The following is a 24,475-nucleotide window of genomic DNA, read 5'->3' as shown; positions in this document are numbered from 1 at the left end:
ATCAATAATGGCGGCCATTCTAGGCGGCTGCTGCATGAGGTAAAGTGAATACCTATCTGTATATGAGATAGGTTGGGTGGTTGATGTCTTGGGACTTGGAGCAGATTCGCCTGTTTGTCAGCGTTGCCGAGGGCCAGTCGTTTTCCGCTGTAGGGCGGCGTATGCGGCGCGCGCAGTCGGCGGTCAGCGCGGCCATTGCCGCCTTGGAAGATGATCTCGGCGTGCTGCTGTTCGAGCGCAGCAGCGGCCGCCAGCCGCGCCTGACCGCTGCCGGCGCCGCTTTATTGGAGGAGGCGCGGGAGCTGCTGCGCCAGTCCCAGCGTATGCAGGGCAGGGCGCTGGGCTTGGCCCGGGGCGAAGAAGTGCGCCTACGCTTGGCCCAAGACGAGGCCATGCCCTTTCAGCCTGTGCTGGATAGTTTGGAGGCCCTGGCTGGCGCTTTCCCCTTGCTGGAAGTGCAGCTCACCAGCGGCGCCCAGGGTGATGTGGCGCGCAAGGTGTTGGAGCGCCGGGCGGATCTGGGCCTGCTGTTTCACCACGAGCAAATGCCGGATGCCTTGACCCGCCAGCGCCTAGGCACTATCGAGATGGTCACGGTCTGCGGCGCCGGCCATGCCTTGGCTAGCGCCGGCCATGTTCGCCAGCGGGATTTAGCCCAGCATCGCCAGCTGCTGATGGCTTTGCCCGATAGCCAATATCCCGGTGGCGAGCAATTGAGCCCGGCGGTGTGGCGCGCCGACAGTTTCTACGCCATGGCCGAGTTGCTGATGCGTAACTTGGGTTGGGCTTGGCTGCCGCGCCATGTGGCGCAATACCCGACTTATCAGGGCCAGCTGATTGAACTGAGCAGTGACTGGACGCCGCCGCCCTTGGTGGTGGAATTGGTCTGCCGCCGCGATGAGGCCTTGGGGCCTGCCGCATTGTGGCTGGCCCAGTGCTTGACCAGTCATCTGCAGGCCATCGGCTGAAGCCCAGGCTGCTCTCTGCTAAGCTGCGCGCCCATGAATAGAAGCCTATATACCCTCTTATTGCATCTGGCCCTGCCGCTGGTAGCGCTGCGTTTAGCTTGGCGCGCCTGGCGCGCTCCGTCCTATGCCAAGCGCGTTGCCGAACGCTTTGCCTTGGGCCTGCCGCCGCTACGGCCAGGCGGCATTTGGCTGCATGCCGTGTCGGTGGGCGAAAGTATCGCTGCGGCGCCTTTGGTCCGTGAATTGCTGGCGCGCTATCCACAGTTGCCGGTCACCATCACCTGCATGACGCCGACCGGCTCGCAACGTATTCAAGCCCTATTCGGCGGGCCAGAGTTTGCCGGGCGTGTGCAGCACTGCTATCTGCCCTATGACTTCCCGTGGGCGGCCGCGCGGTTTTTGCGCAAGCTGCAGCCGCGCTTGGGCGTGATTATGGAAACCGAGCTGTGGCCCAACCATATCCACCAGTGCGCCAAGCGCGGGATTCCCGTGGCCTTGGCCAATGGCCGCCTGTCCGAGCGCTCGGCACGCGGTTACGCACGTTTTGCCAAGCTGACCGCGCCAATGTTGGCCGAGATGGACTTGCTGACTATTCAGACGGAGCTGGAGGCCCAGCGCTTCCGTGAGCTCGGCGCGCGCGCTGAGAGCGTGCTGGTGACGGGCTCGATTAAGTTTGATCTGACTATCGATCCGCAGTTGTTGGCGCGTGCCCAAGCGCAGCGTCAGCAATGGCAGGCTGAGCAACGTCCGGTATGGATCGCCGCGAGCACCCACGCCGGAGAGGATGAGCCGGTGTTGGCGGCCCATCGCGAGCTGCTTAAGCAGTGGCCGGACGCGCTGCTGATTTTGGTACCGCGTCATCCTGAGCGCTTTAACAGCGTTTATGAGCTGTGCCAGCGTGAGGGCTTAAGCACCTGTCGGCGCTCCAGCGGCACGGCTGTGCAAAGCACGGATCAAGTGCTGCTCGGCGACACCATGGGCGAGTTGCTGTTTCTTTATGCGCTGGCCGACTGTGCTTTTGTTGGCGGCAGCTTGGTCGCTAATGGCGGGCATAACCTGCTGGAGCCGGCGGCGTTGGCTAAACCGCTGTTGAGCGGCCCGCACCTGTTTAACTTCTTGGAAATCGCCGAGCTATTTAGCCAGGCCGGTGCTCTGCATAAGGTGGCGGATGCCCAAGAGTTGGCCGCGCAAGTGGCGCAGTTATGGCGTGAGCCGCAGGTGGCGCAGCAGATGGCTGAGGCGGGACTTAAGGTGATGCAGGCGAACCAAGGCGCGCTGGTGAAGTTGTTGGATGCCCTCGGGCAGCGCTTGCGTTGATTGACCAGCGGTGCAAGCGCCTGTGCGGCGATTGCACCTTACGGGATGGTGCTGCGTAGGCTGTGTTAGCCGCGCAGCGGCGTAACGCACCGAGGGTGGCAGCGTAGCGCCAGTTAATAGGTTGTTTTGCTGCGCAGCTGAGCTTCGGCGGCTTTGGCCAGGTCCGGTGGTAGGAAGTCTTTGTCCGGGTTGTAATCGGCCTTCAGGTACTGCTCCAGCGCATTCAAATCATCCGGGCTTAAGGTGCCAGCGGCTTGCTTTAAGCGCAGGTTGTTGAGGATGTAGTCGTAGCGCGCGTTGTTGTAGTTGCGCACCGAACTGTACAGCTGACGCTGGGCATCCAGCACATCGACGATATTGCGTGTGCCGACCTGATAGCCAATCTCGGTGGCTTCCAGGGCGCTCTGGTTGGAAATAATCGATTGTTTACGCGCCTGCACGGTTTCCACGTCGGTATTCACCGCGCGATGCAGGTTGCGGGTGTTCTGCACCACTTGACGGCGCAGGCTTTCGCGCAGTTGCTCGGACTGATCCAAGCGCTGGTACGACTCGCGCACCTGGCTGCTGGTCAGGCCGCCGCTGTACAGCGGGATATTCAACTGCAGGCCAATCGAGCTTTGCTCCACATCACCGCTGTAGTGCACGGGGCTGCCGGCGCTGTTGGTGAAGCCGAGGTTGTCGTTATCGCCCTTTTTAAAGCTCGCCACCGCGTCCAACGTCGGTGCATGGCCGGCCTTGCGTTGGCGCAGGGTTTCTTCGGCGGCGCTGACCGCGAAGTTGCTGGCCAGCAGATTGAGGTTCTGCGCCGAGGCGGTATCGACCCAGGCTTTGGCGTCGTTCGGCGTGGGCGCGAGCACCGGCAGGCTGTGGACGATGCCTTGCAGCGAGTTGAAGTCGCGGTTGGTCAGGGCGATCAGGGCCTCGAAGGCGTCCTGCACCTGGCGCTCGGCGATAATCCGGTTGGCGCGGGCGGTGTCGAAGCCGGCCTGGGCTTCCAGTACATCGGTTTTGTCCGATAGGCCAACGTCAAAGCGCTCGTTGGCCTGATCCATCTGCCGTTTGAAGGCCGCTTCTTCAGCCTTGGTCGCCGCTAAGTTGTCCTGCGCGCGCAGCACCGTGAAATAAGCTTCGGCGCTTTGCAGAATCAGGTTTTGCTCGTTGGCCGACAGCTCCAGTGCGGCCTGCTCATTGACCGCTTCAGCGGCTTGCAGTTGGAACCAGCGATCAATGCGAAACAGTGGCTGGCTGAGGTTGGCCTGATACACCGTGCCGCTGCGAGTGGAGGTGGCGGAAGGCGAGTCGAGCTGGGTGCGGGTGCTGCCCAGTTCGGCACCAGCGGATAAAAATGGCAGCAGGCCGGCGCGGGCTTGCGGCACCGCTTCACTGCGTGCGCGATAGTCGGCGCGGGCGGCGGCTAGGTCGGCGTTGTTGGCAGCGGCTTCTTGGTAAACGGTGATCAGGTCGTTCTTGTTCGACAGCGGGGCTGGTTCAGCCCAGGCTAACGAACTGGTCGCGGCAGCGACAGCCAAGGCCAGTGAGAGTCTGCGCAACATGGAGTGATCCTAGGTGTGGACGGTGATCGCCAAGGCTAAGGGCCAGCGGGGGGAGGGTCAAGAATAGTTATGCTGGCACTTGTGCGGTTTTCAGCAAGCTATGTTGTTTGCGTGCAACAGTCGTGCTTTTGCTTACCTTTAGTCGCGTGCTGACCGCTAAGTCTGGATTTATCTCAGCCAAACTTGGTGTTCTGCAAAGTACTTGTTTAGACTGCTCGAGTTCTTGTCGGGGTGCCCTAATTGAGGGGCTGAGATTGGCTACTGCCGGATCCCGTTGAACCTGATCAGGTTAAAGCCTGCGTAGGGAACAAGATGTACTCGGTCGTTCGGCCGAGGTTCCGGCACCGCCCTAGGTGCGTTCACGCTCGTCATCCGTTTCAGGTTCGCTCCGACATTTTGCCTATGGAGAGCCTGAACATGAACGCGCAACAGCCGCAGCACCTCAGTGAATCCGCGCAGGTCGACCAACAGTCGGTCCAGCCATTGCCCCGTTCGCAGAAAATCTATGTGCAGGGTTCGCGCCCCGATATCCGCGTACCGATGCGCGAGATCAGCCTGGACGACACGCCCACCGACTTTGGCGGTGAGGCCAACGCGCCGGTGTTGGTGTACGACACCTCCGGCCCTTACACCGACCCCAACGCCAATATCGACGTGCGCAAGGGCTTGGCGGATGTGCGTTCAGCCTGGATCGCCGAGCGCGGCGACAGCGAGCGCCTGGCGGGCTTAACCAGCGAGTTTGGCCAACGGCGCTTGGCCGATGCCGAGCTCACCGCCATGCGCTTTGCCCATGTGCGTCAGCCGCTGCGGGCTAAGGCCGGGCGCAATGTGTCGCAGATGCACTACGCGAAGAAGGGCGAGATCACCGCGGAGATGGAATACGTTGCCATCCGCGAGAATATGAAGCTGCAAGAGGCGCGTGAAGCCGGACTGCTGCAGCAACAGCACGCCGGCCACAGCTTTGGCGCGGCCATTCCCAAGGAAATCACCCCAGAATTTGTGCGCCAGGAAGTGGCTCGCGGTCGCGCGATTATCCCCGCCAACATCAACCACCTAGAGCTGGAGCCGATGATTATCGGGCGTAACTTCCTGGTGAAGATCAACGGCAATATCGGCAACAGTGCCCTGGGCTCGTCCATCGAAGAGGAAGTGGCGAAGCTGACCTGGGGCATCCGCTGGGGCTCGGACACGGTGATGGATCTGTCCACCGGCAAACATATCCACGAAACCCGTGAGTGGATTATCCGCAACAGCCCGGTGCCAATCGGTACGGTGCCGATCTACCAAGCGTTGGAGAAAGTCGGTGGAGTCGCCGAAGACCTGACCTGGGAGCTGTTCCGCGACACCCTGATCGAGCAGGCCGAGCAAGGCGTGGACTATTTCACCATCCACGCCGGCGTCTTGCTGCGTTATGTGCCGCTGACCGCCAAGCGCGTGACCGGCATCGTCAGTCGCGGCGGTTCGATCATGGCGAAGTGGTGTCTGGCGCACCATAAAGAGAACTTCCTCTACAGCCACTTCGATGACATCTGCGAAATCATGCAGGCCTATGACGTGTCCTTCTCCTTGGGTGATGGCCTGCGTCCCGGCTCGATTGCCGATGCCAACGACGCCGCGCAATTCGGTGAGCTGGAAACCTTGGGCGAGCTGACCAAAGTGGCTTGGCGCCACGATGTGCAGTGCATGATCGAAGGCCCCGGCCACGTGCCCATGCAGCTGATCAAAGAGAACATGGACAAGCAGCTGGAGTGCTGCGACGAGGCGCCGTTCTACACCCTCGGCCCGCTGACCACCGACATCGCGCCGGGCTACGACCACATCACTTCCGGCATAGGCGCGGCGATGATCGGCTGGTTCGGTTGCGCCATGCTCTGCTACGTCACGCCTAAGGAACACTTGGGCTTGCCGAATAAAGATGACGTCAAGACCGGCATCATTACCTACAAGATCGCTGCCCACGCGGCGGACTTAGCCAAAGGCCATCCGGGTGCGCAGATCCGCGATAACGCCCTGAGCAAGGCGCGTTTCGAGTTCCGCTGGCAGGACCAGTTCAACCTCGGCCTGGACCCCGACACCGCCCGCGCTTTCCACGATGAAACCCTGCCCAAAGACTCGGCCAAGGTGGCGCACTTCTGCTCCATGTGCGGACCGAAGTTCTGCTCGATGAAGATCACCCAAGAAGTGCGCGAGTACGCCGCCAACCAGCGCATCGATGCGGTGGATGTGGACGTGGCCAAGGGCTTGGCCGAGCAGGCGCTGCGCTTCAAGCAGGAGGGCAGTCAGCTCTATCACAAGGTCTAAGCCTTGCGCCGCGCTGGTTTAAGCCCCAGCGCGGCTTGCTCACAACTAATAACAACTCTGCCAATCTTGCGTGTATGAGGTGCCAACTTGAGTAGTTCCGTCAGTCATTACTCTCCCGATATTGCGGTGCCCGCTAGTCAGCGAGTGCTGGCCGCTACGGATCTGTTTGCTTTGTGGTTTTCCCTGGGCGTGGGCCTGATGGTGGTGCAAACCGGTGCGTTGCTGGCGCCCGGTTTGGGCTTGGCTGGCGCGTTGGCGGCGATTGCCCTAGGCACGCTGCTCGGCGTGCTGTTGCTGGCGGCGGTGGGCGTTACCGGCAGCGACACCGGCCTGGCCGCGATGGCCTCGCTCAAGCTGACCTTGGGCCGCCGTGGCGCCAGTTTGCCGGCGGTGCTCAACCTGTTGCAGCTGGTCGGTTGGGGCTCCTTTGAAATCATCATCATGCGCGATGCCGCCAGCGTGCTCGGTGCGGGGGCTTGGGGGGCGGACAGTTGGCTGGCCAATCCGCTGTTGTGGACGCTGTTGTTCGGCGCCCTGGCGACGTTGTTGGCGGTCAGTGGGCCGTTGGCTTTTATCCGCAAGGTTTTGCGCAAATGGGGCATCTGGCTGCTGTTGGCGGCCTGTAGTTGGCTGACCTGGAACTTGCTGGATAAGGCCGACTTGGCCGCGCTGTGGGCCCGCGCCGGAGATGGCTCGCTAGCATTTGCCGGTGGCGTGGATATCGCCATCGCCATGCCGTTGTCGTGGCTGCCGCTGATCGCCGATTACTCGCGCTTTGGTCAGCGTGCCCGTGGCGTATTCGGCGGTACGGCGCTGGGTTTTTTACTCGGCAATATCTGGCTGATGAGCTTGGGTGCGGCTTATACCCTGGCCTTCGCCCCCAGTGGTGAGGTAAACGCCTTGCTATTGGCCTTGGCTGGCGCGGGCATGGGGTTGCCGCTGCTGCTGATTTTGCTCGATGAAACGGAAAACGCCTTCGCCGATATTCACTCGGCGGCGGTCTCCAGCGGCACCTTGTTGCCGATCAAGGTGGAACATCTGGCTTTGGCCATTGGCGTGCTGTGCACCCTGATCGCCTGGCTGGCGCCGTTGGCCCAGTATGAAAACTTCCTGCTGCTGATCGGCTCAGTGTTTGCGCCGCTGTTCGGCGTGGTGTTGATGGATCATTTCGTGGTGCGCAAACGGCAAAACCTGAGCCCGGCCCGTACTCTGCATTGGCCGGCTCTGCTGGCGTGGTTGGTGGGGATTGCCCTGTATCACGGCTTAGCCCATAGCGCTTGGGCCTATGGCGCAACCCTGCCGGCGTTGTTCGCCGCAGGGTTGCTGTATGCCGGGTTTAGTCGTCTAGCGCAGCGGGAAACAGCTCTGGCTTAAGGATGCCACTCAAGCGGTTGTAAGGAATGGTCAGCTCGATATGGCCCATGGAGTAGGGGGCAATGGCATACACGTCGTACTTCACCACTGCGCCGGCGGTGGTCAGGGCGACGTGGGGCGACTCGACAAAGGGCCAGGTTTTCAAGAACTCCGGATCGCGGTCCAGCTGGGTCTTGATCAGCCAGCTGTTGTGCGCCACTGCCGCCGCGCGCCAAAAGGCCGGCTGTGCGCCGGGCAGGAGCATGTCGTTGAGGCTCAGCTCGCGGTGCTGGCTCAGCGAGTAATTGATAAAGCCACGGCCAGGCATGCCATGGGCGCCGCCGGTGTTGAGGTAACTGGCCAGCTCGATGATCACCAAGTCGTCATGCTGCTCGCGCACCTTAGCTTGCAGGTAAGTGCCGTAGCGCTCTGGCGCCGTGCGCAGGAACTCGGTGCGGTAGGCGGCGAGGGTCGGCGCCACGGGCTGGTCGTCAGAAACCTTGGTCATTTGCAGCAGACGCTGTTCGATGATGGCGTCCAGCTGGGGCTCGGCCGGGAAGTGCAGGGTGTCGATATTGACCAGTGGGCAATCATCGCTCTGGCAGCCGGCTTTGACTTCTTCAGAGGCATCGCGGTTGGCTTTCAGGCCAGTGTCTTGGCCGAGGTTTATGCCGCTCTGGCAGGCGGCCAGGAACAGAGCAATACAGGCCAGGGTGGCGATTCTAACGAGCGGCATGTGCATCCTTGTTAAGCTGTGGATAAATCGGGTTTTGGTTCGACTGTTCAATACAGCACCAGTTCGCCGTGGAATGGGCTAGGTATTAATAGAGTAGGCGTAGCCAGCGGCTAGCAGCAACTTTCCGCTACGCTAGAGGGTGCCTGGCACTGTGAGGCGCACTGCGGGCGCGTTAGGATGCGGCCAACGCCAGTTGGTGTGTGCGATAGGTTGAGGACGTTATGACGGTAAATAGCAACACTCCACAGCAGGTCGAGTTAGTCGAGCGGGAAACCTGCTTTAAAGGTTTTTACCGGGTCGACCGCCTGAAACTGCGCCATGAACAGTTTGCTGGCGGCATGGGCCCAGAGCTTAGCCGTGAGCTGTTTGTGCGCCACGATGCCGTGTGCGTGCTGCCCTATGATCCGCAGCAGGACCGGGTGGTGCTGATCGAGCAGTTTCGTGTCGGCGCTTACGACAAGAGCCGCAATCCTTGGCTGCTGGAGCTGGTCGCCGGTTTGATCGATAAAGATGAAGAGCCTGAGCAGGTGGCCCTGCGCGAAGCTGAAGAAGAGGCCAACCTGAGCCTCAGCGCGCTGTGGCCGGTGACTCAGTATTACCCCTCGCCAGGTGGCTCGGATGAGCGCGTGCACCTGTATATCGGCCGTTGCGACAGCCAAGGCGCGGGCGGTGTGTATGGCCTGGAGGAAGAGGGCGAGGATATCCGCGTGCATGTCTGGTCGCTGAGTGAAGCGCTGGCGGCGGTCAATGATGGGCGCATCGACAATGCGGCGAGCATCATTGCCTTGCAGTGGCTGGCGCTGAATCGCGACACCCTGCGTGGTGCTTGGCAGTGACTATGCTGCGGGAGCGCTACCGGGTCGACCTAGTCGAGCTGCAGACCACCTGCGAGACCAACTATGCGCGTCTGTTGCGCCTGCTGCCGAGCATGCGCGACAGCACGCAGGTGCGCCAAGTGGCGACCAGTCATGGTGAGCAGTTGCAGGGCGTGTTGACCCTTAATGTCACCGAGGCCTGTCCTTACACCACCACCTTGCAGGTCAGTCAGCAGTACCGCATGCCTTGGCTGCCGGCGCTGCATATGGAGGTGCGGGTGTATCACGACGCGCGCATGGCCGAAGTGATAAGCGCACAGCATGCCCGCCGCTTTCGGGGCGTGTATCCCTACCCGAATGCCGACATGCATCACCCCGATGAGAAGACCCAGCTCAACCTGTTTCTCGCCGAGTGGCTGAGCCATGCCTTGGCCTGCGGTCACGAGCTGGCCCCGCTGGGTTAAACGCTCGTCGCTAAATTGCCCCGCGCCTGCGCCAAATTTTACTAATCGTCTAAAATGCCCACAGCTTGACGCTCAAGGTGTCGCGGGCTCGACCTTGATCACAGTGCCTGGCAATACCGCTAAGGTAATGTGATCCATTCCCCTTTCCTAGGTTTACCCCCGCCTGAGCTACCACCATAATTTTTTGTAACCCGCAGCAAATAAAGGTCTTGTCGGACGTGCCGAGTACAACCCCCACCCATGATTCGGTTTTGCTGATTCAGCTTTCCGACAGCCATTTATTTGCACAGCCAGGCGACCGTTTGCTCGGCATGGATACCTACGACAGCCTGCAGCAAGTGGTCAGCCAGGTGCAGCAAGAACAACCGCAGATTGATCTGCTGCTGGCCACGGGGGACCTGTCGCAAGATGGCAGCGAGGCGTCCTATCAATGCTTTCGCCAACTCACCGCCGCGATCAAAGCCCCGGCGCGTTGGCTGCCGGGTAACCATGATGAAGTGCCGGCCATGCAGGCCGCTTGTGTCGGCACGGATTTGCTCAAGCCAGTGGTGGATGTTGGCAACTGGCGCGTGACCCTACTCGACTCCTCGGTGCCTGGCGCGGTGCCCGGCTACCTGAGTGATCAGCAACTGGCGGTGCTGGAGCGCGCATTAAGTGAGGCGCCGGATCGCCACCATCTGATCTGCCTGCACCATCACCCGGTGTCGATTGGTTGTGCCTGGATGGAGCCCATCGGCCTGCGCAACCCCGAGGCGCTGTTTGCTGTGCTCAGCCGTTTTAATCAGGTGCGCGCGCTGCTCTGGGGTCATGTGCATCAGGAAATCGACCAGCCACGCGGCAACGTACGGCTGTTGGCCTCGCCTTCGACCTGTGTGCAATTTATGCCCGGCAGCGAAGACTTCCAGGTCGACAGCACAGCGCCCGGTTATCGCTGGTTGCGCCTGCATGGCGATGGCCGCATCGACACTGGGGTATCGCGGGTCAGTGGCATCGAGTTTGAAATCGATTACAGCGTCAAAGGCTACTAAGGCCAATGGCCGCCTTGGCGCAGCGGTTGCAGCTAGCGCCTGCTAGGGGTTAGCCTGCTGCATATGACTGCCTCTATCCTCTATATCCACGGCTTTAACAGCTCACCCACCTCGCTCAAGGCCCGCCAATTGCAGGCCCTGATGACGCGCCTGGGGCTGGCTGAACAACTGCGTGTGCCGGCGCTGCACCATCATCCGCGCCAGGCGATTGCCCAGCTTGAGCAGCAGATTGCCGAGCTGGGCCAGCCGTTGCTGGTCGGCAGCTCCTTAGGTGGCTACTATGCGACCTACCTTGCCGAGCGCCACGGCCTGGCGGCGGTGTTGATCAACCCGGCGGTGCGCCCGCATTTAAGGTTTGATGGCTACTTGGGCACGCAGACCAACCACTACACGGGTGAAACCTGGCAGCTCACCACTGAGCATGTCAGTGCCCTGGCCGAGCTGGACGTGAGTCAGATGCGCAATCCTGCGGCCTATCAGGTGTGGTTGCAAACCGCCGATGAAACCTTGGATTACCGCGACGCCGAGCGCTTTTACCGTGACGCGGCGCTGCATATTCAGGCAGGGGGCGATCACGGTTATCAAGGCTTTGCCCAGCGCCTGCCGACTTTATTAGCTTTTGCCGGTATCCCCCGCTCGCTGTGGCAGGATATCGACTTTTCCGCATTCAACTGACGAACCCGAGACCCCATGGCCCAGCAGAGCTCTTACAACGCAGATGCCATCGAAGTCCTTTCCGGCCTCGACCCGGTGCGCAAGCGCCCGGGCATGTACACCGACACCACGCGACCTAACCACCTAGCTCAGGAAGTCATCGATAACTCGGTGGACGAAGCCTTGGCTGGCCACGCGCGCTCGATCCAGGTCATCCTCCACGCCGACAACTCTTTGCAAGTGCTCGACGATGGCCGTGGCATGCCGGTGGACATCCACCCTGAAGAAGGCGTGCCGGGCGTTGAGCTGATCCTGACCAAGCTGCACGCCGGCGGTAAGTTCTCCAACAAGAACTACCAGTTCTCCGGCGGTTTGCACGGCGTCGGCATCTCGGTGGTCAACGCCCTGTCGACCCAAGTGCTGGTCACGGTGAAGCGTGACGGCAACGAGTATCAGATGAGCTTTGCCGATGGCTACAAAGCCAGCGATCTGAGCGTGATCGGCACGGTCGGCAAGCGCAACACCGGCACCAGTGTGCACTTCTGGCCAGACCCCAAGTACTTCGATTCACCGAAGTTCTCGGTCAGCCGCCTCAAGCATGTACTCAAGGCCAAGGCCGTCCTCTGCCCCGGTTTGTCGGTCAGCTTTGAAGACAAAGCCAGTGGCGAGAAAGTCGAGTGGCTGTATGAAGACGGCCTGCGCTCGTATCTGGTCGATGCGGTCAGTGAGTTCGAGCGCCTGCCGGTCGAGCCGTTCTGCGGCGCCTTAAGCGGCAATAAAGAGGCCGTCGACTGGGCCTTGCTGTGGCTGCCTGAGGGCGGCGACAGCGTGCAGGAAAGCTACGTCAACCTGATCCCCACCGCCCAAGGCGGCACCCACGTAAACGGTCTGCGCCAAGGCCTGCTGGAAGCCATGCGCGAGTTCTGTGAATTCCGCAACCTGCTGCCGCGTGGCCTCAAGCTGGCGCCGGAAGACGTCTGGGAGCGCATTGCCTTCGTTCTGTCGATGAAGATGCAAGACGCGCAGTTCAGTGGCCAGACCAAAGAGCGTCTGTCGTCGCGCGAGGCGGCCGCGTTCGTCTCCGGGGTGATCAAAGACGCCTTCAGCCTGTGGCTTAACGCCAACCCGGAAACCGGCATGGCCCTGGCTGAGCTGGCGATCAGCAACGCCGGGCGGCGTTTGAAAGCTGGCAAGAAGGTCGAGCGTAAGAAAATCACCCAAGGCCCGGCACTGCCGGGCAAATTGGCTGACTGCGCCGGCCAGGACCCGCTGCGCTGCGAGCTGTTCCTGGTCGAGGGTGACTCCGCCGGTGGCAGTGCCAAGCAGGCGCGGGATAAAGAGTTTCAGGCGATTCTGCCGCTGCGCGGCAAGATCCTGAACACCTGGGAGGTCGACGGCGGTGAAGTACTGGCCAGCCAGGAGGTGCACAACATCGCCGTGGCGGTGGGCCTCGATCCGGGCTCCAGTGACCTGAGCCAGCTGCGTTACGGCAAAATCTGCATCCTGGCCGACGCCGACTCTGACGGCCTGCACATCGCCACCTTGCTCTGTGCCTTGTTCGTCCAACACTTCCGCCCGCTGGTGGATGCCGGTCACGTTTATGTGGCGATGCCGCCGCTGTATCGCATCGACCTGGGCAAAGAGATTTTTTACGCCCTCGATGAAGCCGAGCGCGATGGCATTCTTGATCGCTTAGTGGCCGAGAAACGCCGTGGCAAACCGCAGGTCACGCGCTTTAAAGGCTTGGGTGAAATGAACCCGCCGCAACTGCGCGAAACCACCATGGACCCCAACACCCGCCGTCTGGTGCAACTGACCTTGGAAGACTTCGAGGGCACCCGCGAGATGATGGACATGCTGCTCGCCAAAAAGCGCGCCGGTGACCGTAAGAACTGGCTGGAGTCCAAGGGCAACCTGGCTGAGGTGCTGCTCTGATGCAGCGTTGGGCCTGCGCCTGGCTGCTGTTGCTGTCGAGCTGGGTGAGTGCGCAGCCGCTGGAGCAGCTGCAGTTGCTTAAAGAACGGGCGGTTGCTGACATGCCGGGCGGCAACCTGTCGGGCTTGGCTTGGTGCGATAACGCCCTGTGGGCGGTATCGGATCGCAACGATCAGCAGCTGTTTGCACTCAAGGAGCAGGGTGATCTGTTTCAGGCCGAAAGCGAAAGCTTCGTCGCCCCGGCGCCGATTGATATGGGCTTACCTTGGGGCCTGCGCATCCGTAGCTGGTTGGCGGGTATGGCGCGTGGCGGTGAGCTGGACTTTGAAGGCCTCAGCTGCGATGCCGCGGGTAACCGCTACCTGCTCAGCGAGTCCCATGCGGCGGTGCTGCAGCTGCCCGTGGTGGGCGAGCCCAACTGGTTAAAGCTGCCGCAGAGTCTGGTCCGCCAAGCCCGGGCGCGCGGCATGCTGCTCAAGTACAACTCCTTGCTGGAAGGCCTGGCCATCGATCCCCGTGGCGAGCGCCTGTACCTGGCGGCTGAGCGCATGATGCGAGGCCTGTTGGTGGTGCATAAAGAGCAAAGCAGTTGGGCCTGCAGTGGTGGCTGCGTGCTGCTGAGTGAGGGCGGCGATGAACGCGGGCCGGCCAACTGGCACGGCAGCGTGCAGCCCAAGGACTTTTCCGACATAGCCCTGTATGACGACAAGCTGTTTACCCTGGAGCGCCAGGCGCACCAGATTTGTCGCCGCAGCCCAAGCAACGGTCAGGTAGAGCACTGCTGGTCGTTCGCCGAGGCGGCACTGACCCCTGAACGTGTGTATCCGCCCAGCTATGGCATGGCCGAAGCCTTGTGGGTGGACAAGGACGGCGCCTGGATCGGCGTCGACAACGGCAGCTACAGCCGCGCCGATGGTGAGAAGCGTCCTATCGTTTGGCGCTTTGCCGCGCCGGCAGGTGGTTGGAGTGTCAACCCATGAGCGCCGCACAGCCAATTCGCAGTACGACTAATTTTGTAATCAGCCCTTTGCCAATGAGGCCCGCATGAGCGATTCCCTCGATTTAAGCCTGGACGGCGTAGAGCGCCGCAGCCTCGCCGATTTTACCGAGCAGGCCTATCTCAACTACTCCATGTACGTGATCATGGACCGCGCCTTGCCGCATATCGGCGATGGCTTAAAGCCGGTGCAACGGCGCATCGTCTACGCCATGAGCGAACTGGGCCTGGATGCCGATTCCAAGCACAAGAAATCAGCGCGTACCGTCGGTGACGTACTGGGTAAATTCCATCCCCACGGCGACTCCGCTTGCTACGAGGCCATGGTGCTGATGGCCCAGCCGTTCAGCTATCGCTACACCTTGGTCGATGGTCAGGGTAACTGGGGTGCGCCGGATGATCCGAAATCCTTCGCGGCCATGCGTTACACCGAAGCGCGGCTGTCGCGCTATGCCGAAGTACTGCTCAGTGAACTGGGCCAGGGCACCGTGGATTGGGTGCCGAACTTCGATGGCACTTTGGATGAGCCCGCGACCCTGCCGGCACGCCTGCCGAATCTGCTGCTCAATGGCACCACCGGCATCGCCGTGGGCATGGCCACCGACGTGCCGCCGCATAACCTGCGTGAGGTGGCGACGGCCTGTGTGCGCCTGCTCGATGAGCCGAACGCCACGGTTGAACAACTCTGCGAGCATATCCAGGGCCCTGATTATCCGACCGAAGCGGAAGTCATTACGCCCCGTGCCGACCTGCTGAAAATCTACGAAACCGGTCGTGGCTCGGTGCGCATGCGCGCCGTGTACCGCGTCGACGACGGCGACATCGTGGTCACCGCGCTGCCCCATCAGGTTTCCGGGGCCAAGGTGCTGGAGCAGATCGCCGCGCAAATGCAGGCCAAGAAGTTGCCGATGGTGGCCGACCTGCGCGATGAGTCGGACCACGAAAACCCTTGCCGCATCGTGATCATCCCGCGTTCCAACCGGGTTGATGGCGATGAGCTGATGCAGCATCTGTTCGCCACCACTGACTTGGAGTCGAGCTACCGGGTCAACACCAACGTCATCGGTCTCGATGGCAAGCCGCAGGTCAAGGATCTGCGCACCTTGCTCACCGAGTGGCTGCAATATCGGGTTGGCACCGTACGCCGGCGTTTGCAGTTCCGTCTGGATAAGGTCGAGAAGCGTCTGCACCTGTTGGACGGCTTGCTCACTGCCTTCCTCAATCTGGATGAAGTGATCCACATCATCCGCACCGAAGACTCGCCCAAGCCGGTGCTGATCGAGCGCTTTACGCTGAGCGAGATTCAGGCCGACTACATCCTCGATACCCGTCTGCGTCAGTTGGCGCGACTGGAAGAGATGAAGATTCGCGGCGAGCAAGATGAGCTGCTCAAAGAACAGAAAAAATTGCTGACCCTGCTTGGCAGCGAAGCCAAGTTGAAGAAGCTGGTGCGTCAGGAAATTCTCGACGACGCCGAGAAGTACGGTGACGAGCGTCGCTCACCGATTGTCGCCCGGGCCGAAGCGCGCGCTCTGAGCGAGACCGAGCTGATGCCGACCGAGCCGGTCACTGTGGTGCTGTCGGAGAAAGGCTGGGTGCGTTGCGCCAAGGGCCACGATATCGACGCCACGGGCCTGTCGTATAAAGCCGGTGATGGCTTTAAGGCGGCAGCGCCGGGGCGCTCCAATCAATTCGCGGTGTTTATCGACTCCACCGGGCGCAGCTACTCGCTGGCGGCCCATGGCTTGCCTTCGGCCCGTGGCCAGGGCGAGCCGCTGACTGGCCGTTTGCAACCACCGCCAGGCGCGACTTTCGAGTGCGTGTTGCTGCCGGAAGACAACGCCCTGTTTGTGATTGCCTCGGATGCCGGTTATGGCTTTGTGGTTAAAGGCGAAGACCTGCAGGCGAAAAACAAGGCAGGCAAGACCCTGCTGACTCTGCCAACCGGTGCGCAGGTGATTGCACCTAAGCCGTTGTACAGTCGGGACGACGACTGGTTGGCCGCGGTGACCACCGAGGGTCGCTTGCTGCTCTTCCCCGTGCGCGACCTGCCTCAGCTGGGTAAAGGCAAGGGCAATAAAATCATTGGTATACCCGGTGAACGCGTCGCTAGTCGCGAAGAGTATCTGACTGACTTAGCAGTTTTGCCGATAGGCGCTACTCTTGTATTGCAGGCCGGCAAACGAACGCTGTCGCTGAAGGCCGATGACTTGGAGCACTACAAAGGAGAGCGTGGGCGGCGCGGTAACAAGCTGCCACGAGGGTTCCAACGAGTCGACAGTCTTCTAGTAGAAGTTCAGGGGTAAGCCAGTCTGTAAGCATGCCGAAACAGTGCCGCGCTGGAGTCGCAAGCGGCTTTCAAGGATGATACGCGGTCGCAAGGTGGGTCATGGCTTTAGCCCACTGGCACGTACGGGTATGTACACCGGCTGAAATGCCGGCTGGATGAAATAAATGACTGCACTGCGTTTTTCCGGATCATTAGTACTGGCGGGGGTCTTGATGATCACGGGTTGTACCCGTTACCAGCAGGAATCGCTCTATCAACTCGACAGCGGCAATATCAGTGTGCCGACCTCAGAGCAGGGCATCGCCTTGCTCTTGGGCCCCGTCACCATTGCCGACTACTTGCAGCGCGATCAGCTCCTGCAACGGCAAGTCGATGGCAGCCTGACCACCGCGGACAATGCGCGTTGGGCTGGCAGCTTGGCCTCTGAGATTGATCAGCAAGTGTTGCGCCAACTGGCCTCGCGTCTGAATAGTCAGCGTTTGGTGCTGGCGCCGGCCGCCGCAGGCTTTGTCCCGCAGGCCCGCCTAAACCTGAGCATCACCCGCCTGGACTCTGGCCCGCAGCGGCCGGCGGTGCTGGAGGCGCAGTGGCGCTTGGCCGGTGCCGATGGCAAGTTGCTCGACGGGCGCTTGGTGAGTTTGGAAGCTGAGCACGACGGCACCATAGTCGATCAGGTGCGCGCCCAGAGTGAAGTGCTGCAACAGCTGGTGCTGGTGTTGGCCAAGGCGGTGGAAAGCAATCGCCCGGAAGAGAGACCTGCGGTGCGGGTGGCCAAACCTAAGGTCAGCACCCCGGTGAAAGTCACGCCGATCGCCCCGCCACAGATTCCAGTGGTGGAGCCGCAGCGGGTCGAGAGCGAAGTATTCCGCTTCTAATGCAAACGGCTAGCGCAAGGCTAGCCGTTTAGAAGAAGGATTGAGAGTTCAAGCATGAAGCGCACTGGCAACTAGGGCATGGCCCTAGTTGCTTTCGTGCATGCGCGCCAGTTGCCGTTCCAGCAGCGATGGGTAGGGCTCCAGCAAGCGCTCAACGCAGCAGGCGCCTTGTGGGCTGGCGATGGCGCGGATGCGCGCACGCTGCTTGATCAGGCCGTCGTCGGCGATGCTGCGTTCGACCAACAGCAGATTGCGGCTGTGCTGCGACAAGGCCAAGGCGCTTTGCGCCGTCTCGTTGAGCAGCAGCTCGCCTTGGCTGAGTGCGCCGAGGTTTTCACCTAAGGTCAGGCCCAATTGCAGTTGCAACGTGATGCCGCTGTCGGCCACTTCTATTTGCAGGGCGTGGCCCAGGGCACGCATCAGCTCACCGCAGCAGATGGCGTGGGTCAGGTAGTCTTCTTCGCAGTGCTGGTAGTCAAACAGCATCAGGCTGCTGCCATCGGTCAGGGTAAACAGCTTGCCCTGATAGAGGTCGGCGGCTTGCTCCAGGCACTTGCTATAACGCTGCAGCAGATCCAGCAGGCGGCTGCGTGGCAGACGGCGCAGTTGTTCCTGGGCACCCAGTTGGATGGCCAGGACGGCGCACGGCTGGGCGACCGGCTCAGGCTCCGTGTCGGCAATGCTCAGCGGGCTGGCCGTGCCTGCGGCGGGCAGAATCGGCTCGGGGAAATAGGGCTCACGCAGATCGGCAAACGGATCATCATGGCTGAAGTCATTGCTCACCCGTTTGACGCTAGGCGTCAATGGCGCCGGTGGTGGCAGCTCATCCAAATCATCGATAGCGTCGAAGCGCTGCGCGTGCAGGTTGGGGACCTTGAAGCTCGGCTCGTCATCGAACGAATCCAGCGGATAGTCCTCTTCCTCAGCCTGCTCAGGCACAGGTTCAACGGCGCTGATTGAGGGCTTTTCCGGGACCAAACGGGCTTGCAGCTGGCGCGCCAGATCGCCTAGCTCATCCTGGCGGCCAGCGCCTGGGGCAGGATCGTCTGGGTCACGCAGCCACACCCGTAGCTGCAGCAAGGGCGTGGAAATATGCCGGCCTAAGCGCATGCTCAGAGACAGGGTCAGGGCCAGCAGAATCAAACTGAGGATGCCCATGCTCTGCAAGCTGATGGTCATGGGCTGCTGGAATTGCTGCATATCCAGGCTGATGCGCAACTGCCCGGCAATCACTTCCTGGAAGGTGATCGGTGTCGAATACAGTCCCTGGGTTTCACCGAGCATGCTTTGGCTCGGGCGCGAGCCAGCTTCGGCGAGGATGCGGTTATCCACGCTATAGATAGCCGCGTGGGCCACCAGCGGATTCTTCACCAGATTATTGAGCAGCACGTTGAGGCTGAGGATGTCGTTGGACACCAACAGCTCAGTGGCCGAGGTGGCCGTCTGAGTAATCAGACTGCTGCCCAGCGCTTCAGCTTGTTGCTGCATGGCGTGCTTGAACTGCATGCCGATCACCCAGCCATAAATCAGCAGGGCGAGGGCCACCAGCAGCAAACTGTGGCTAACGATACGCAGCGCCAGTGGCACCCGGCGTTGACGCAGGGCCTGGAACAGCAGCAGGAAGAAATTATCGGGCTTAACGGGGGCAGGCCGGTTCACAGAGCTCGGCTCATGTCGACTGTAGTTGGCGCGCAGTATAGCGATGCACCAGCGGTGGGCAAAGCGTTGTAGGCGGGAGTATTGCGCTGAAAATGGTTAGAATGCAGGCCTTTTCCGATCAAGCGTTGCTGCGGCAGGCTCTGCGGCCTGCATTCGCCGCTTGCTGTGGCAGTTGGCCATTGCTGCTGGCGCGAATCGACTAATCGGTAGCTTTATTGCGTCTGTTGCCTGGGCGGCAGTCTGTTTGTGATCAATTCAATGTGTGGAGAGTGCGCCTTGCGCGAGATCGTCCTGATCAATATCACCGGTGAAGATCGTCCCGGTTTGACTGCCGCCATCACCGGCGTGCTGGCCCAGGGCGGGGTGAATATCCTCGATATTGGCCAAGCAGTGATTCATGACACCTTGTCTTTCGGCATTCTGGTTGAGATCCCTGACACGGAGCAGGCGTCCTCGGTGCTTAAGGACATCCTGTTCACCGCCTACAAACTCGACCAGCAGGTGCGCTTCACGCCGGTCTCCGAAGGCGACTACCAGCAGTGGGTCAGCGGTCAGGGCAAAGCCCGTCATATCGTCACCTTGCTCACCCGTAAAGTGACCGCCGAGCAGTTGCAGCGGGTCAGCGCCATCACTGCCCGCTACGGCCTGAATATCGACCATATCGATCGTCTGTCCGGGCGTATGCCGTTGGACATGCCGGCAGAGCAGGGCAAGGGCTGCATCGAGTTTTCCGTACGCGGTGAGCCAGCTGATCCGGCCGCGCTGCGCGCAGAGTTCTTAAGCGTGGCCCAGGAGCTCAACGTCGATATCGCCTTCCAGAGCGATTCGCTGTTCCGCCGTAATCGTCGCCTGGCGGTGTTTGATATGGACTCGACGCTGATCGAGGCCGAGGTCATCGATGAGCTGGCCAAAGCCGCTGGCGTCGGCGAGCAAGTCTCGGCCATCACCGAGCGGGCCATGCGTGGTGAGCTGGACTTCGCCGCCAGCTTCCGCGAGCGTCTGGCCTTGCTCAAGGGCCTGCCGGAAACCGTGCTGGCCGATATCGGTGCCTCGCTGCGTCTGACTGAAGGCGCCGAAACCCTGTTCGCCGAGCTGCGTCGTCTGGGCTACAAAACCGCCATCCTGTCTGGCGGCTTCACCTACTTCGCCAAGCAATTGCAGGCCAAGTTGGGCATTGATTACGTGTTTGCCAACGAGCTGCAAATTGTCGATGGCCGATGCACCGGCGTGGCGGTGGAGCCGATTGTTGATGCTCAGCGCAAAGCCGATTTGCTGCGCGAGTTAGCGGCTAAAGAAGGGCTGCGTCTGGAGCAAACCATTGCTGTGGGCGATGGCGCCAATGATCTGCCGATGTTGGCGATTGCCGGCCTGGGCGTGGCCTTCCGGGCTAAACCGCTGGTGAAGCAGTCGGCCAAGCAAGCCATCTCGACCCTGGGCCTGGATGGCATCCTGTACCTGCTGGGCTTCCGTGATCGCGACGGCTTGAACTAAGTCAGGCCGCTATAAAAAAACGCCCCGAGGGGCGTTTTTTTGTGGGCTGGATTTAGTCCTCGCCCGAGGCAAAGTCGTAATCCATGCTCTGACTCGGCCCTTGCAGGTAGTAACCCTGAATGTAATTGACCCCGGCTTGCCAGAGAGTGGCCAACACGCTGGCACTTTCCACGAAGGGCACGATGGTCAGCTTGGCTTGCGAGTGCAGGCTGGTCAGCAGGGTTTTCAGCGCTTCCTGATTTTCCGGATTGCCCAGGTCTTGGGAGAACGAGCTGTCGATTTTGATGAAGTCCAGGTGCAGGTGCTTCAGCGTATTGAACGGATTAAGCGCGCAGCCAAACTGAGTCAAAGCGGTTTTGCAATGCAGCTCATTTAAGCCCTGGGTAATCGCCTTGGCTTGCTTGAGGTAGGCGATGGCGTCGGGCTCGCTGAACTGGAACACCAGCGAGTCGGACGGTAAGCGCGCCGCTTTAAGCGCTACGCTCAGCCACGGCAGCAAGGTTTGATCCTGCAAGCTGGCTGAGGACAGGTGCACGAACAGCCGCGTCTCGTGGCCTTTGCTGCGGTGATCGGCGAGCAGCTTGATCGAGTTGAGGATCACCCAGCGGTCGATCTTCTCCGCCAGGCCTGCGCCCTTGGCTGCAGTGAACAGCTCCAGCGGGGTGATCTCTTCGCCTTGTGGATTGTGCAAGCGCAGCAGCGCTTCGTAGTGCTCGAAGTTATCGCCGCGCAGGCTGATGATGGGCTGGAACATCAGGTGGAAGCTGTTGTTCTCCAGCGCTTGCTGAATCATCGCGACGATGCTGCCACGGTTGGCTGCCGCGGCCAGCTCGTCGGCCGGGTCGAATAGCTTGAGGCCGTTGCCTTCGCTTAGCTCATCGGCGCAGCGGTGGGCGCGGTTGACCACTTCCTGGGCCTTGGCGGTCTTCTCGTTAAGCCCGGCGACGCCAATCGAAAGGGTGCTTTGCACCGTGCGGCCGTTGACATCGAACAGATTGCTCTCGACTTTCTTCAGCAGGCTGCCCAGTTGCTCGCGGCAATCTTCCGGGCTCAAGCCTGGCAGTAGCACGGTGAATACGTCATCACCAAAGCGCGCCAGTTGAGCTTCGCCAGGGAAGTGCGAGCGCAACAGGTTGGCCAGGTCGGTGAGGAGAATATCGATGCCCGCTAGGCCGACTTCGGCGAGCAGGCTGGCGTAGTGGTCGGCCCGGATGTAAGCCAGAGTTGCCGGTTGCCCGGCATTCACCGCGCGTTCGGCGGCGGCATCCATCAGGCCGAGGAAGTGGTTGCGGTTAAACAGGCCGGTGACCAGATCCTGGCTGCTGATTTCGCGCAGTTTTTCTTCCAGCTCGGCGTTGCCGCTGTGGGCGCGGATCACTACCTGGGTGCAGGGCTCGCCATCATAGGTGGCCGGGGAGAAACTCATCTGCGCCGCGAAGCTGTGGCCGTTGGCCTTGACGCCGTTGCACTGCAACTCGGCGTGGCCGTCGTGACCCTGATAGTTCTTGAGGAAATCCTTAAAGCTGGCTTGGTCACTGGCGCCGATCAGATCGATCATCGGCATGCCTTCAAGCTCGTCGGCATCCTCATAGGCGAACAGTTCGAGGTAGGCGCGGTTGGCGTAAATGTGCATGCCATCGTGCACGTAGGTGATGGCATCGACCGAACTTTCCAGCAGCAACTGGCAGCGTTTTTCCGCTTCGCGCAGGGCCACTTCACTGGCGCGGCGGCCACGGCGTTCTTCCAGGTTGGCCAGCTCACGCTTGGCCACCAGCACCAAGCGCTCATCCTCGCCTTGCGGCAAGGCATCTTGCGCGCCCAGGCTCAGGGCGGCGGTGATGTCGTCGGAATCGTTGTTGGCCAGCAGCTGAATGGCGGGGATGTCCTTGGCCTGACGGCGGATCGCGGCGATGGCTTCGGTGGGGTCCAGGGCTTCACTGCTGGGGGCGCAGATGAGCAGATCCCAGCTGTGCTGCAAGGCCTCGTTGAGATCATCAATGCCGGTCAGGCGATGCACTCGGGTGGCCTGTCCGGCATTGCGGAACAGGCTAACTAAGCGCTCGGCTTCATTTTGCGAATCTTCGAGAATCAGTAGCCGTATAGTTTTTTTTTCGATGGCCATTGTGGGTATCAGGTCTGCGCTAAACGGGCGCTGGAGGGCGACAAATGGTATGTCAGTCCAATCTACAGAGACTTCCAGAGTGAGTCAAAGTCTTCCTCCCCAGCCACCGGCTGGCCTGGCTTAGGTGTGATGGATATCCCTTCCTCATGCGGTTGCAAGGCAATACCGCGGTACTCGAACTGACTAAAACTGCCGGTGCTGGTCAGGCGGCAAGTGAGGATCGCGGCCTGCTCGCTGCCCTCGGTATTGATGCATACGCGATGGCCTTCCTGGAACGGCAAACAAGCGGTGATCAAACTGGCCGGGCGGGAAATAGCGCTGATTTCCGGCAGCAGCAAGGCGCGTAAAAACTGGCTGGTGTGCTCGGCGCTGCGCACCAGTTGCAGGCCGCAGGCTTGGGCATGGGGGGCGATCAATTCAATGCCCATTTGCGTGCCGCCGCCGCGCACCTGGCGAATCCAGCGCACCACGGCAATGCTCCAGGTTTTCTGTTGCGGGCTTTGCACCCCGAGCAGCTCGCCGGCCTGGAGCTGGCTGGGTACCTCGCTGGGCCACGACAGGCAATAACCGCCGGGGCTGATATTGACGATGCTGACCTCATAACACGGGTAGCTGGCAATTGCCTCGCTGCCGCTGGCATGGGGATGTTTCTGATATTGAATCTCTTCGAGGTTGAGGCCCTTTTCCCACGGCTCGCTTTCATCGGTGTCGTAGGCGTTTTCCCAGACATCATCTTTGCCGCGGGTTTTAAACACCGCCGCGGTGCTGGTGTTGGCGCGTTGCAGGACCTGATTGAACTGGCGCTTATCGGCCAGGTAGTAGTGCAGGGCGCACATGCCGATGCACAGGGTCAGGCTGCCTTGGCTGTGGCTACGCTGGAAGGTGCGCTCAGCAATATCACCCCACGCTGCGGCCAGATGCTGCAGCATGTCGTGGCTAAGTCCGCGCGGCACTAGCAGCGGCGAGTTGGCCAGCTTGTCGCTGGACAGCTGCAGATGTGCTTTGAGCGCTTGCACCAACTTGTTGGGATCGATGCCCAACGCGCTGTATTGCTGATGGGCTTGAAACAGCGAGCGATAGCGCGGCGGCCCGTCAACTTGCGGGGCCACGGCAAACAAGCTGCTGTTGAGGTCGCCATGTTGCAGGCTGACCAGGCTGCTCCACGACTCCAGTGCCTCGGTCAATTGGGCGATAGCGTTCTGACGCATTTGGTTGCAGCGCGCGCAACCCAGCAGCAAGGCCACCACATAGCATTGCTCGACGCTCAGACTGTGGCCATGGCGCGCTTGTAGGTCGCGCACCGGGTCATGGTGCAGGTCGCGTTCAAAGGCGATTTGATACAGCTGATGCAGCTCCAGCCACAGGCCCTCGGGGATCGGGCAATACAGCTGATTGGCGCGCATCAACGGCCCGCACAGGCTGTACAGGGCTCGCTGCAGTGCGACCAACAACAGTTGCTGGGCTTCGCGCCCGGTTTGGCTGGCCTGCTGGCTGACGATCAGTTTGTAGCCTACGGCCAAATGGTTTTGCAGGGCTTGGCACAGGTTGGCGACTTTGCGCGGCCGCTCGTCCAGCACAATGGCTTGGTTGAGGTAGTGGCGCTCCAAGTGTTTGCAGACGAAATACACTTCGGGGCGCAGCACTTCGAGCATTTGTAAGCGTGTTTCGGCGGCGGCCTGCAATTGATTCAGCTCTTGCAGGGCTTGATAGAGCTGGCGGGCGGTTTCGCCGATATTGGCTTTGGGCAGTCCTTCGACCCAAGTTTTCAGCGAGCGCGGGTTGGCCTCGCTGAATGACAGGCTGTGCTTGTGTGGCGTAGTCACACGTAGCAGCAGGTGGGCGTTGTGGCTGTCCATTGGGATTGGGTGCTCCAGCGCACGGCAAGACAAAATCTGGCGAACATTTTCGACTCTAGCA

At 61.0% G+C, this 24,475-nt stretch carries 18 protein-coding genes and 1 riboswitch; of the genes, 13 read left to right on the top strand and 5 right to left on the bottom strand.

The window, feature by feature from the left end; translation table 11 throughout:
* The first annotated feature begins 83 nt into the window (after positions 1-83).
* Together NTD81_RS14460 and waaA are read left to right on the top strand one after the other, a co-directional pair.
* Entirely contained in the window at positions 84-968 is an 885-nt protein-coding gene (locus tag NTD81_RS14460) for a LysR family transcriptional regulator (RefSeq protein WP_262183301.1), read from the top strand.
* A gap of 33 nt (positions 969-1,001) precedes the next feature.
* Positions 1,002-2,285, top strand: a complete 1,284-nt coding sequence (gene waaA, locus NTD81_RS14455; protein WP_262183299.1) for a lipid IV(A) 3-deoxy-D-manno-octulosonic acid transferase — start codon at positions 1,002-1,004, stop codon at positions 2,283-2,285.
* Positions 2,286-2,398: 113 nt separating this feature from the next.
* Here the strand turns inward: waaA and NTD81_RS14450 are convergent, their stop codons facing one another.
* Entirely contained in the window at positions 2,399-3,838 is a 1,440-nt protein-coding gene (locus NTD81_RS14450; protein ID WP_262183298.1) for a TolC family outer membrane protein, read from the bottom strand.
* Between the two features lie 217 nt (positions 3,839-4,055).
* A riboswitch (TPP riboswitch) is annotated at positions 4,056-4,162 on the top strand.
* Positions 4,163-4,255: 93 nt separating this feature from the next.
* Here NTD81_RS14450 and thiC point away from each other — a divergent pair.
* Positions 4,256-6,139 carry a phosphomethylpyrimidine synthase ThiC gene (thiC, locus tag NTD81_RS14445; RefSeq protein WP_262183297.1) on the top strand — a complete coding sequence of 628 codons (1,884 nt, stop codon included), beginning with the start codon at positions 4,256-4,258 and terminating at the stop codon, positions 6,137-6,139.
* 87 nt (positions 6,140-6,226) lie between these two features.
* Positions 6,227-7,513 (top strand): putative hydroxymethylpyrimidine transporter CytX, encoded by a 1,287-nt coding sequence (gene cytX, locus NTD81_RS14440; RefSeq protein WP_262183296.1) that lies wholly within the window; start codon positions 6,227-6,229, stop codon positions 7,511-7,513.
* Here cytX and NTD81_RS14435 read toward each other — a convergent pair.
* On the bottom strand, positions 7,476-8,228 hold the full coding sequence (locus tag NTD81_RS14435) for an RsiV family protein (RefSeq protein ID WP_262183295.1): 753 nt from the start codon (positions 8,226-8,228) through the stop codon (positions 7,476-7,478). The genes cytX and NTD81_RS14435 overlap by 38 nt on opposite strands.
* Positions 8,229-8,449: 221 nt before the next feature.
* Here NTD81_RS14435 and NTD81_RS14430 point away from each other — a divergent pair, with 221 nt between their 5' ends.
* The 8 genes from NTD81_RS14430 (at position 8,450) to NTD81_RS14395 (ending at position 17,286) form a co-directional block, all read left to right on the top strand.
* Positions 8,450-9,064, top strand: a complete 615-nt coding sequence (locus tag NTD81_RS14430; protein ID WP_262183293.1) for an NUDIX domain-containing protein — start codon at positions 8,450-8,452, stop codon at positions 9,062-9,064.
* Positions 9,055-9,507, top strand: coding sequence for a DUF1249 domain-containing protein (locus NTD81_RS14425; RefSeq protein ID WP_262183291.1), 453 nt, complete (start codon positions 9,055-9,057; stop codon positions 9,505-9,507). The genes NTD81_RS14430 and NTD81_RS14425 overlap by 10 nt, the downstream gene beginning before the upstream one ends.
* Positions 9,508-9,725: 218 nt before the next feature.
* Positions 9,726-10,535 (top strand): 3',5'-cyclic-AMP phosphodiesterase, encoded by an 810-nt coding sequence (gene cpdA / locus NTD81_RS14420; protein WP_262183290.1) that lies wholly within the window; start codon positions 9,726-9,728, stop codon positions 10,533-10,535.
* A gap of 63 nt (positions 10,536-10,598) precedes the next feature.
* Positions 10,599-11,210: a YqiA/YcfP family alpha/beta fold hydrolase gene (locus NTD81_RS14415; RefSeq protein ID WP_262183289.1), complete on the top strand. Its 612-nt coding sequence runs from the start codon at positions 10,599-10,601 to the stop codon at positions 11,208-11,210.
* A gap of 15 nt (positions 11,211-11,225) precedes the next feature.
* Positions 11,226-13,124 (top strand): DNA topoisomerase IV subunit B, encoded by a 1,899-nt coding sequence (gene parE / locus NTD81_RS14410; protein ID WP_262183288.1) that lies wholly within the window; start codon positions 11,226-11,228, stop codon positions 13,122-13,124.
* Positions 13,124-14,104: an esterase-like activity of phytase family protein gene (locus NTD81_RS14405; protein ID WP_262183287.1), complete on the top strand. Its 981-nt coding sequence runs from the start codon at positions 13,124-13,126 to the stop codon at positions 14,102-14,104. The genes parE and NTD81_RS14405 overlap by 1 nt, the downstream gene beginning before the upstream one ends.
* A gap of 64 nt (positions 14,105-14,168) precedes the next feature.
* Positions 14,169-16,427: a DNA topoisomerase IV subunit A gene (gene parC, locus NTD81_RS14400; RefSeq protein WP_262183286.1), complete on the top strand. Its 2,259-nt coding sequence runs from the start codon at positions 14,169-14,171 to the stop codon at positions 16,425-16,427.
* A 148-nt stretch (positions 16,428-16,575) separates the two neighbouring features.
* Complete coding sequence (locus NTD81_RS14395; protein ID WP_262183284.1) at positions 16,576-17,286, top strand: membrane integrity-associated transporter subunit PqiC; 711 nt, start codon at positions 16,576-16,578, stop codon at positions 17,284-17,286.
* 84 nt (positions 17,287-17,370) lie between these two features.
* Here the strand turns inward: NTD81_RS14395 and NTD81_RS14390 are convergent, their stop codons facing one another.
* Positions 17,371-18,945 carry an AhpA/YtjB family protein gene (locus NTD81_RS14390; protein ID WP_262183282.1) on the bottom strand — a complete coding sequence of 525 codons (1,575 nt, stop codon included), beginning with the start codon at positions 18,943-18,945 and terminating at the stop codon, positions 17,371-17,373.
* Positions 18,946-19,221: 276 nt separating this feature from the next.
* On the opposite strand from NTD81_RS14390, the gene serB reads away from it, so the two are divergent.
* A complete protein-coding gene (serB, locus tag NTD81_RS14385) occupies positions 19,222-20,436 on the top strand; it encodes a phosphoserine phosphatase SerB (protein WP_262183281.1) in 1,215 nt (404 codons plus the stop codon).
* 52 nt (positions 20,437-20,488) lie between these two features.
* Here the strand turns inward: serB and NTD81_RS14380 are convergent, their stop codons facing one another.
* Both NTD81_RS14380 and NTD81_RS14375 read right to left on the bottom strand, forming a co-directional pair.
* Positions 20,489-22,558 (bottom strand): EAL domain-containing protein, encoded by a 2,070-nt coding sequence (locus NTD81_RS14380; RefSeq protein WP_262183279.1) that lies wholly within the window; start codon positions 22,556-22,558, stop codon positions 20,489-20,491.
* A gap of 62 nt (positions 22,559-22,620) precedes the next feature.
* Positions 22,621-24,414: a molecular chaperone gene (locus NTD81_RS14375; protein ID WP_262183278.1), complete on the bottom strand. Its 1,794-nt coding sequence runs from the start codon at positions 24,412-24,414 to the stop codon at positions 22,621-22,623.
* Between the last annotated feature and the right edge of the window lie 61 nt (positions 24,415-24,475).

Origin of the sequence: Pseudomonas sp. 5P_3.1_Bac2, from assembly GCF_025465995.1 — a bacterium.
Classification (GTDB): Bacteria; Pseudomonadota; Gammaproteobacteria; order Pseudomonadales; family Pseudomonadaceae; genus Aquipseudomonas.
This window is presented reverse-complemented; position numbering and strand designations above follow the sequence as displayed.